The organism is Streptacidiphilus carbonis (genome assembly GCF_000787775.1).
Classification (GTDB): Bacteria; Actinomycetota; Actinomycetes; order Streptomycetales; family Streptomycetaceae; genus Streptacidiphilus; species Streptacidiphilus carbonis.
In genome coordinates this window covers 32,771-42,568 of sequence record NZ_BBPM01000064.1, presented here as the reverse complement: position 1 = coordinate 42,568, position 9,798 = coordinate 32,771, and the positions used below count along the sequence as shown (strand labels likewise).

Below are 9,798 nucleotides of genomic sequence, written 5' to 3'. Positions count from 1 at the left end.
CCACAGTGCCTCGCAGCGCTCAGCAGCAACAAGACCGCCCCTGTTCTCGGAAAGACGATCTTCGGAGGGCGCGGGGTCGCTAGAGTGTGCCCGTCCCAGTGCTCCAGGAGAGTAATCAGTGGCGATGCGAACCCTTTTGATACCTTTTGCCTTGCTCTTGGCATTGGGCACAGGAGCACCGAGTGCCAGCGCGCGGACCATGGCAGAGCCTGAATCGCTCTCTGCGCCGATCGGCACCTACTTTGGTGGGCCAGGCGCCCCACTGACAGTCGATGCGGCTTCGTATCCGGCCGGTTCAGGGGGAATCACGCGTGATTCCCTGAGTTTTGGCGATGGGTCAGCAGCCGTGGACATCACCTCCACGCCGGATCTGGACCACTGGCACACCTATCCGGCCCCCGGGGTCTATGCGATCAGCACGGACGTCACCGATGGCATCGGCGAGCATGTCGTGGCCACTCGTCGTGTGAGGGTGGGCAGTGCGTTTGTGTCGATGACGCCGACGCGGGTGCTGGACACGCGGTCCGGCACGGGTACTCCGCGCCGCAGAGTGCCTGCCAACGGGTCGGTCACGCTCAAGGTCGCGGGGAGCCACGGGATTCCGGCCAATGGCGTAACAGCCGTGGTGATGAATGTGACCGAGACCGACACAGTCGGAGCCGGCTATGTGACGGCCTATCCCTCCGGGTCCGCCCTCCCCAACGCCTCCAACCTGAACTTCGTGGCCGGGCAGACCGTGTCCAACGAGGTCACGGTGCCGGTCGGCGCGGATGGGAGTGTGGTTCTCTACAGCCACTCCGCGCCGCTGGACCTCGTGGCCGACGTGCAGGGGTACGAGCAGGCCACGGCGTCGGTGACCAAGGGTCAGTTCCTGGCCTACGGCATGACCGTACCGACGCGGGTCCTGGACACCCGTTCCGGCCTGGGCGCGCCGGCCAGGAAGGTCACCCGCGGTGGAACCGTCTCCTTGGCCATGCCGTCGGGTACGACAGCGGTCGTGCTCAATCTGACGGTGACCGACGCCGCTTCAGCGGGATACGTCAGCGCCTATCCCTCAGGTTCGAGCAGGCCCAACGTGTCCAACGTCAACTTCGCTGCCGGTCAGACACTGGCCAACCAGGTCACGGTGCCGGTCGGGGCCGATGGCCGAGTAGTTCTGTACAGCCAGGCCACCGCCATCGACCTCATCGCCGATGTCCAGGGCTACTACGGTTCTCCGCAGCAGTCCTCGGGCCATGCGAACTTCACCGCACTGACGCCGACGCGAGTCCTGGACACCCGGAATGGCATCGGTGCCGCCACGGGGCAGCTCCAGGCGGGCGGCGTGGTGCGGGTCAAGGTCACGGATCCGGGAAGCGACCTCGGGATCTGCTTCGCTCTGCTCAATGTCACCGGAGTCGACGCGACCCAGTCGGGCTACCTCACCGTCTACGCCGATGGCACGGCCCGCCCAACGGCCTCCAACCTCAACCTGGTCGTCGGGCGAGCAGTGCCCAATCTGGTGCTGGTTCCCGTGGGTTCCGACGGTTATGTCTCGATCTACAACCCGTCCGGCGATGTCGACGTGGTCGCCGATCTTGAGGGCATCTCATCCGACATGCTCTGACGGCCGGACCGCCAGTCCTCAGTGGCCGTAGTCGGGGATGCCGACGGCGGCTGCGAGTTCGAGGTCGAGGGCCTCGCGGCGGATTCGTTGGTCGATGTAGAGGAGGGTGGAGCTGCCGGCGGTGACCGGGAAGGTCAGGGCGCCGCCGATGAAGCCGCCGATGGCTGCGAGCAGCAGCGAGGAGGCTGCGGTGCCGTCGGAGCCGCTGCCGTTGATGGCGAAGTCGACCACCGTGAACGGCAGGGCGATGATCCCGCTGGCCATGTCGGTGAGGATGCCGACGACCACGGTCACGCCCAGGACCCGCCACCAGGCCCCGCGGACCAGCCGGAAGGAACGGGCCACCGCTGCCCGGATTCCCTGGCGTTCCAGGACCAGGGCCGGTGCGGCCAGGCTCATGGAGATGCACAGCCACAGTGCCACGGCGGAGCCGGGGAGCAGGAGTAGGGCGGTGGCCGAGATGGCGGCGTCGGAGGCGCCCGCGGCGTTGGCGATCAGGGAGGGAGCGGCGGAGGCGGCCAGGGTGCCGAAGGTGGCGCAGGTGACGAAGAGGGCGAGCCCGAGGACGGACGGCAGCCTGGAGCTGACGGTGCGCCAGGTCTCGGCCGTGGAGGCGGGTTTGCCCATGACGGCTTTGCTCGCCACGGAGGCCAGGGCGGCAGTGGCGAGGGTGCCTGCGAACAGGCTGATGGCTCCGGTGGCACCGCCGAGCGGTGCGATGTCGGCGAGGCTGGTGAGGGCGCGGTGCAGGTCCGCATTGGGGTCGCCGGTGCTGGACAGGGTCAGGTCGACCCCGGTGCTGCCCGCCGGGAGGGCCGCGGTGACCAGGGCGACCAGCAGTTGGGAGACCGCCGCGATTGCTGCGGACACGGTCAGCGCGGTTCGCCAGTAGCGCGTGAGCACGGCGAACGCGCCGCTCAGGATCTCGTGGATGCCGAGCGGGCGCAGCGGGACGATACCCGGCTTGGGGATCCAACTCCCGGACCACACCCACCCCGGGACCGGCGCGAGAGGCAGCGGGTTCCATCCGGGCGCGGGTACAGGCACCGGCGCGGGTGCGGTGGGCCAGGCCGGCCCCGGGACGCCGGACCCGTGGCCGGCGTCGGTGCGAGCGTACGAGCGACGGGGCGGTTGAGCCGCGGTGCCGCCCTGCGCCGGGATCACGGGCGTGGGTGTTCCGGCCGCCGCGTCGTCCTTCGCCGCGTCTGCGTTTGCCGCTGCGGCTGCGGCTGCGACGGGGGCGATCGGTGCGGCGACCGGGGTGTCGGCCGACTCCGGAGCCGAGGGGGCCGAGGGAGCCGGGGATTCCGCGGGGCGCCGGCTCGGGGTGTCGGTCATTCGTCGATGGTCCGTCTCTGTCGTGATGCCGTTGCTCACATCGTGTCATGTCGGCGCCCCCTGATTCCAAGGCATCCGGCCGGTATCCGTGCCTCGGGCGCCCGCACGGGCCACCGCATTCCCCGACACACCGCGCCGCCGCAGATCAAGGCGGATGTGAGATGACCCTCTGTCCGTTTTGTCCGGAAAATGAGGCAAGTAAGGCCCGGAAAGTCGAACGAGTGGCGGAAGTCTCTGCCGACTGTGCCCCAGGTCACGTTTCCGTAATGAGACCATGGGAACCATGAAGGGACGCGTCTTGATCGTCGATGACGACACTGCTCTGGCTGAGATGCTTGGCATCGTGCTGCGCGGGGAGGGTTTTGAGCCGTCTTTTGTCGCGGACGGCGACAAGGCTCTGGCTGTTTTCCGCGAGGTGAAGCCCGACCTGGTGCTCCTCGACCTGATGTTGCCGGGCCGGGACGGGATCGACGTCTGTCGTCAGATCCGCGCCGAGTCGGGTGTGCCGATCGTCATGCTCACCGCCAAGACCGACACCGTGGACGTGGTGGTCGGGCTTGAGTCCGGTGCGGATGACTACATGACCAAACCCTTCAAGCCCAAGGAGCTGGTGGCCCGGGTACGGGCCCGCCTGCGCCGGGCTGAGGAGCCGAGCCCGGAGCAGCTGGCCATCGGCGATCTGACGATCGACGTGGCCGGGCATTCCGTGAAGCGGGACGGCCGGAGCATTCCGCTCACGCCGCTGGAGTTCGACCTGCTGGTCGCGCTGGCGCGCAAGCCGTGGCAGGTGTTCACCCGAGAGGTGCTGCTGGAGCAGGTGTGGGGCTACCGCCACGCCGCCGACACGCGGCTGGTCAACGTCCATGTGCAGCGACTGCGCTCCAAGATCGAGCGGGACCCGGAGCGTCCGGAGATCGTGGTGACGGTGCGCGGCGTCGGTTACAAGGCGGGACCAAGCTGAGATGAGCGGTCGGACCCCCGTCGCGCCCGGGCCGGACGGCGGGCGGTCGACTTCTCCTGAGTGGCAGGGCGCGCCCGCGGCGAGTCCGGCCGAGGCGCTGTCCTCGCATCCCTTCGGCGCCTCCTCGGTGCGGGTGCACCGGATAGGCATGTTCGCCGGGACCAAGTCGCTGCTGTCGCTGTTCGGACGGCGGCTGCGGCGTCCGTACCGGCGGATGTCCGCGCTCTACCAGCGCTCCATCCAGGTGCGGGTGGTCGCGATCACCCTGGTGCTGTCGCTGGGGGCGGTGCTGCTGCTCGGCCTGGTGGTCATGAAGACGGTGCGGAACGGCCTGCTCCAGGCCAAGGACCAGGCCGCGGTGACCCAGGCGGAGAACGGGTTCAAGGCCGCGGTCAGTCAGGGCACCGCGTTCGCCGGCACGGCGCAGAAGAACGGCACCAACGCCGCCGGCAGCGGTCAGCCGGGCACCCCCGGCGCCGACGGCCTGGACATGGGCACGCTGTTGTCCCAGCAGGTCAGCTTTCTCGCCAGCAGTGGTGCCGGCCAGTACATGGTGGTCGGGATGGTGCCGGACACCGGCATCGAGAAGTCCAAGGCCAGCGTGCCGCGCGAGGTCGGCGGGGTCGACCCGGACCGGACCATCAGTACGGCCTTCCGGGACAGCGTGGTCGAGAACTCGGGCACCTACCAGGCCCAGTACACGACCATCTACTACACCCACGCCGCCAACAAGAAGCCCGAGTCCGGTCTGGTGGTCGGCAAGACGCTGACGATCACCGGAGCGGGGGCCAAGCAGCAGACCACCTACCAGCTCTACTACGTCTTCCCGTTCACGCTGGAGAGCCAGACGCTCAACCTGGTCGGGACCACGCTGGCGACCGCCGGGATCTTCGTGGTGGTCCTGCTGGGCGCCATCTCCTGGCTGGTGGTCCGTCAGGTCGTGACCCCGGTGCGGATGGCCGCCGAGATCTCGGAGCGGCTCGCCGACGGGCGGTTGGACGAGCGGATGAAGGTCTCCGGGACGGACGACATCGCCCGCCTCGGCGAGTCCTTCAACCGGATGGGCGCCGCGCTGCAGACCCAGATCCGGCAGTTGGAGGAGCTCTCCCGGGTCCAGCGCCGGTTCGTCTCGGACGTCTCGCACGAACTGCGCACCCCGCTCACCACCGTGCGGATGGCGGCGGACCTGCTCTACGAGTCCCGCGACGACTTCGGCGACCCGGCGGCGGAGCGCTCCGCCGAACTGCTGCAGAACCAGTTGGACCGGTTCGAGTCGCTGCTGGCCGACCTGCTGGAGATCAGCAGGTTCGACGCGGGTGCGGCGATCCTCGACGCCGAGCCCGCGGACCTGCGCGACGTGGTCGGCCGGGTGATCGAGGCCGCCGAGCCGCTGGCCAGGACCAAGGGCAGCAATGTGGTGGTGCGCGGCGCCGACGAGCCGGTGGTCGCCGAGGTCGACCCGCGCCGGATCGAGCGGGTGCTGCGCAATCTGGTGGTGAACGCGCTGGAGCACGGCGAGGGCAATGACATCGAGGTGGTCCTGGCGGCCGGAGACGGCGCGGTCGCGGTCGCGGTGCGGGACCACGGCATCGGGCTGAAGCCCGGCGAGGCGTCCCGGGTGTTCAACCGGTTCTGGCGGGCGGACCCGGCGCGGGCGCGCACCACCGGCGGTACCGGACTCGGCCTGTCGATCGCCCTGGAGGACGCGGCGTTGCACGGCGGCTGGCTGCACGCCTGGGGCGAACCGGGCGGGGGCTCGCAGTTCCGACTGACGCTGCCGCGCAACGCGGGCGGCGAGATCCTGCGCTCCCCGATCCCGCTGGAGCCGGCCGACTCGCTGGCCAACCGCGGACTGGCGGTGCCGGGCATGCCGTACATGCGCGCCTCCCGGGTCGGATCGCCCCGCGCCGCGGAGGCGCCGGAGCCGGGCGGCGCGGCGGTGCTCGGCACCGGGCTCGGTTCCGGACTGGGCGGGGTGCTGGGGTACGGTTCCGTGATCCCCGAGACGCCGGGCCGGGCCGCCCCGCCTCCCAGCAATCCCGCGGATGTCCGGGCGTCGTCCGGGTACGGCGTCACGGGCGCGCAGGTCGTGGTGTCCAAGGAGGGGCGCGTTGAGGGATCGGAAGCGGACGACGATGAGGCGTGAGTTCCGCGCCGGGGCGCTGCTCGGCTCCGCGGTGCTGCTCGCCGGCTGCGCCGCGATGCCCGACGGCGGCACCCCGCCCCGGCAGACCACCAGCGCGAACGACGCCCAGCAGGTGGTGGTCGTCGCCGAGCCGCCGAAGGCGGAGGCATCACCGGACCAGTTGCTCTCGGGCTTCCTCGACGATCTGGTGTCCGACGACTCCGACTACCAGACCGCCAAGCTGTTCCTGTCCCCGAACGCCGCCAAGTCCTGGAACCCGGAGCAGAGCGCCACTGTGCTGCAGGACCTGAACGTGGTTCCGGTACCGGGCAAGAGCAACAACACCACCAGGATGGTGCTGGAGGTCAGCGGCACCCAGGTCGCGACTCTCGACGCGCGGCACGCCTTCACGCCCAGCAGCGGTCAGTTCAAGGAGGACTTCACCTTCACCAAGGCCAAGGGCTCCAAGGACTGGACGATCGACAAGCTGCCCGACGGACTGGTGCTCAAGAAGGAGGACTTCCAGCGGATATACGAGTCGGTCGATGTCTACTTCCCGATCGCCGGCCAGTCCGCGACCACGAATTCTCCGCTGGTGGCCGACCCCGTCTACGTGCGCAGCCACATCGACCCGCTGACCGACGCCGCGAACATCCTGTTCGGCGGTTCGAGCGCCTGGCTGGCCCCGGCCGTGCAGCCCGGGTTCCCCAACGGAACCGCCCTCTCCGCCTCCCAGCCCACGGTGCAGGTGGGGTCGGACGGAACCGCGTCCGTGCGGCTCAACGCGAAGGCCGCCCAGCAGTTGCAGAAGAATTCGGCCGCCTGCTACCGGATGGCCGCCCAGCTCTTCTTCACCCTGGCGCAGGTGCCGACCCAGCAGGCCAAGCAGGCAGGGCAGACGATCACCGGCCTGAACCTCTACGCGGGCGACGCCTCGTCACCCTCCTGCGTCGCGACCAAGGACAACTCCTATTCGCCGGTGCAGTCGGTGACCAACGAGGCGACGATGTACTTCGTGGACGCGAGCGGACACCTCTCCAGCCTCGACGCCGGGACCGCCCGGCACCTCCCGGTCCAGGGGCAGCCGGTGAGCAGGCTGCTCGCCCCCGTCACCGCCGGAGCGATCGGCGGGTTCGCGGTCGCCCCCGACGTCAGCGGCTGGGTGGCGGTGCTGTCGCACGATCAGAAGTCTCTCTACGTCAGCAGTCTGACCAGTACGTCGGCCCCGACCCACGCGGTGCTCACCGACTCGTACGGCTTCGGCTCGCTGAGCTGGGACAGCCTCGGCACGCTGTGGACGGTCAGCAACGACCCCTCGGGGCAGGGGCTCGGGGCCGTCGAGGCCGCCGACGGGGGGGACACGGTCGTACCGGTCACCGTGCAGGGGCTGAAGGGACGGGTCACCGAGGCCAAGGTCGCCGCGGACGGTGCCAGGATCGTCCTGACCGTCATCGACAACGGCACCACCTCGGTACAGGTCGGCCGGATCCAGCGCTCCACCGGCGCCGGCTCCCCGGAGCTGACGGTCGCGGGACTGCACTCCATCGTCCCCGACTCCTCCACCCTGACCAGCGTCAAGTCCCTCTCCTGGAACGACGGGGACAGCATCATCGTGCTCGGTCAGCAGGCCACCACCGGCCAGGCCCCCTCGGTCTGGGACATCGACGGCTCCTCCGGCGTCATGGCGGGCCCCCAGGCGCCGTCGTACGCGGAGGGGATGGGCAGTATCAGCGCCCTGCAGCAGGATCCGAGCGCCCTCGGCACCGGCCTCAAGGCGCCCTACCTGGGGGATGCGAGCGGAGCCGCCAACAGTGCCGAGCGGGGCAAGGTCTACCGCTGGGAGAAGGGCGGCTGGGAGGTGCTGACCACCAACGGCAGTACCAGCGGACCCATGCCGAGCTACCCGGGATAGGCCGCGCCGGGCCGGCCGCCGCGTCGGCCGTCCGGTCGGTCCTCCGGCGCCGGGCCGTCCCTGCGGACGGTCGCCGCGACCACCGCTGCCGCCAGGACGTCGCCGCCCGCCTCGGCCAGGGCGCGGGCGCCCTCGGCCAGTGTCGCGCCGGTCGTCACCAGGTCGTCGACCAGGACGATCCGGCCGTGGCCGAGCAGGGAGCGCCGGTGCCGGGGCACGGTCAGTGCCCCGCTCAGATTGCGCAGCCGTTCGGCCGCGCCGAGCTCGGACTGGTCGGCCACCGCCCGCTGTTGGCGCAGCACAGCCAGCAGTCTGGCGGGCACGCCCGCGCGGCGGAGTGCCCGGGTGGCGGCCAGGGTGAGCCTGCGGGTCGGGTCGTGGCCGCGGGCCCGTACCGTGGCCGGCGCCGAGGGCATCGGGACCAGCAGCAGCGGGGCGCTGCGGGAGGCGCCGCCGGTCGGTACGGCGGCGCGTACGGCGCGGGCGAGCGCGCCGCCGAGGGGGTGGGCCAGCCGCAGTGCGCCGCGCTCCTTGTGCGCCAGCAGGATCTGCCGGGCCGCGCCGTCGTAGGTGGTTGCTGCATACACCTCCGGTAGTCCGGGCGGCGCGGCGTGGGGGCGCGCGGCGCGCGGCAGAGCGCGGTCGAGCTCCTCCCGGCAGGCGGCGCAGAGCTGGGCGTGCTGCAGGCCGCAGCCCACGCACTGGACCGGGACGAGCAGGTCGAGGGCGGCGTCGAAGAGGCGGACGGAGGCACTGGTCACGGGGACTCCGGTCGGCGGCGGTCGGACTTCGCGGAGCAGGGAGAACAGCATGCAGCGGCGGTCCGGGGCCGCGGGGACTTTTACCGTGAGTTCATCCGTACGGGGGTAGGACTGACGCGAGGGCTGTACAAGGCCCCGCACTGCCGCGATTTTGGGTGCTCAGGAGGTTCCGGCGACCGCCGGCCACCCCCGGCCGCCCCGATCGCGACATGTCCTCCCGGTGACGGGCGGGCGGAATCCCGGGAACCGTTGTTCCATGGGGTTTCAACCGTCTTCAGTGGGGAGGAAGGGATGTGAGGGGCGGTTCCGCCCATCCCGAGCGGGCGGTGCTGCGTACTCGATGGGCCGCGCGGACCTTGAGGGTTCGACCGGCAACAGTGCAAGGGATCGGAGTTCTGCGTGGACATCGTCGTCAAGGGTCGGAAGACCGAGGTGCCCGAGCGGTTCCGCAAGCACGTGAGCGAGAAGCTGGAGCACATCCAGAAGCTCGACGGCAAGGTGATCAGCCTGGACGTGGAGCTCTCCAAGGAGCGCAACCCCCGGCAGGCGGAGCGCTCCGAGCGCGTGGAGATCACGCTGCACAGCCGGGGACCGGTGATCCGGGCCGAGGCATGCGCCCCCGACCCGTACGCCGCGCTCGACCTGGCCACCGCCAAGCTGGACGCGCAGCTGCGCAAGGTCGCGGACCGGCGGCGGGTGCACAAGGGACCGCGCTCCCCGATCAGCGTGGCCGAGGCCACGGCGAGGCTCTCGTCCGCGCCCGACGTGGCCACCCCGGAGGAGCTGGCGGAGCCCGCGCCGAAGACGAGGATCGGTTCGCTGGAGATCGAGGGCGACGGTCCGCTGATCGTCCGCGAGAAGACCCACGCGGCCGTGCCCATGGCGCTCGACCAGGCGTTCTACGAGATGGAGCTGGTCGGGCACGACTTCTTCCTCTTCATGGACACAGACACCATGCAGCCGAGCGTCGTGTACCGCCGGCACGGCTATGACTACGGCGTCATCCATCTGAAGCTGGAGGGGCGGGAGTAGCACTCCGGCAGTTGTCCCGCATTCGGCGCAGGGGCGCGGCAGGGGCGCGGCACACGCTGCCGC

The 9,798-nt window shown here is 70.5% G+C and carries 7 protein-coding genes; 5 read left to right on the top strand and 2 right to left on the bottom strand.

Going from position 1 to position 9,798, the window contains the following annotated elements:
* The first annotated feature begins 199 nt into the window (after positions 1 to 199).
* Positions 200 to 1,606 (top strand): hypothetical protein, encoded by a 1,407-nt coding sequence (locus TR46_RS44730; RefSeq protein WP_152626809.1) that lies wholly within the window; start codon positions 200 to 202, stop codon positions 1,604 to 1,606.
* Between the two features lie 18 nt (positions 1,607 to 1,624).
* On the opposite strand, the gene TR46_RS32260 is transcribed toward TR46_RS44730, so the two are convergent.
* A complete protein-coding gene (locus tag TR46_RS32260; RefSeq protein ID WP_052433283.1) occupies positions 1,625 to 2,944 on the bottom strand; it encodes a DUF7847 domain-containing protein in 1,320 nt (439 codons plus the stop codon).
* A 283-nt stretch (positions 2,945 to 3,227) separates the two neighbouring features.
* Here TR46_RS32260 and mtrA point away from each other — a divergent pair, with 283 nt between their 5' ends.
* From mtrA to TR46_RS32245, 3 genes are all read left to right on the top strand, one after another.
* Entirely contained in the window at positions 3,228 to 3,905 is a 678-nt protein-coding gene (gene mtrA / locus TR46_RS32255; protein WP_030260697.1) for an MtrAB system response regulator MtrA, read from the top strand.
* Positions 3,906 to 4,053: 148 nt separating this feature from the next.
* Positions 4,054 to 6,051, top strand: coding sequence for an MtrAB system histidine kinase MtrB (mtrB, locus tag TR46_RS32250; RefSeq protein WP_052433282.1), 1,998 nt, complete (start codon positions 4,054 to 4,056; stop codon positions 6,049 to 6,051).
* Positions 6,041 to 7,942 carry an LpqB family beta-propeller domain-containing protein gene (locus tag TR46_RS32245; protein WP_042408916.1) on the top strand — a complete coding sequence of 634 codons (1,902 nt, stop codon included), beginning with the start codon at positions 6,041 to 6,043 and terminating at the stop codon, positions 7,940 to 7,942. The genes mtrB and TR46_RS32245 overlap by 11 nt, the downstream gene beginning before the upstream one ends.
* On the opposite strand, the gene TR46_RS32240 is transcribed toward TR46_RS32245, so the two are convergent.
* Entirely contained in the window at positions 7,930 to 8,703 is a 774-nt protein-coding gene (locus tag TR46_RS32240) for a ComF family protein (RefSeq protein WP_042408937.1), read from the bottom strand. The two genes, TR46_RS32245 and TR46_RS32240, sit on opposite strands and share 13 nt — an antisense overlap.
* Positions 8,704 to 9,102: 399 nt before the next feature.
* On the opposite strand from TR46_RS32240, the gene hpf reads away from it, so the two are divergent.
* Positions 9,103 to 9,735, top strand: coding sequence for a ribosome hibernation-promoting factor, HPF/YfiA family (gene hpf / locus TR46_RS32235; protein ID WP_042408914.1), 633 nt, complete (start codon positions 9,103 to 9,105; stop codon positions 9,733 to 9,735).
* Positions 9,736 to 9,798: the final 63 nt, after the last annotated feature.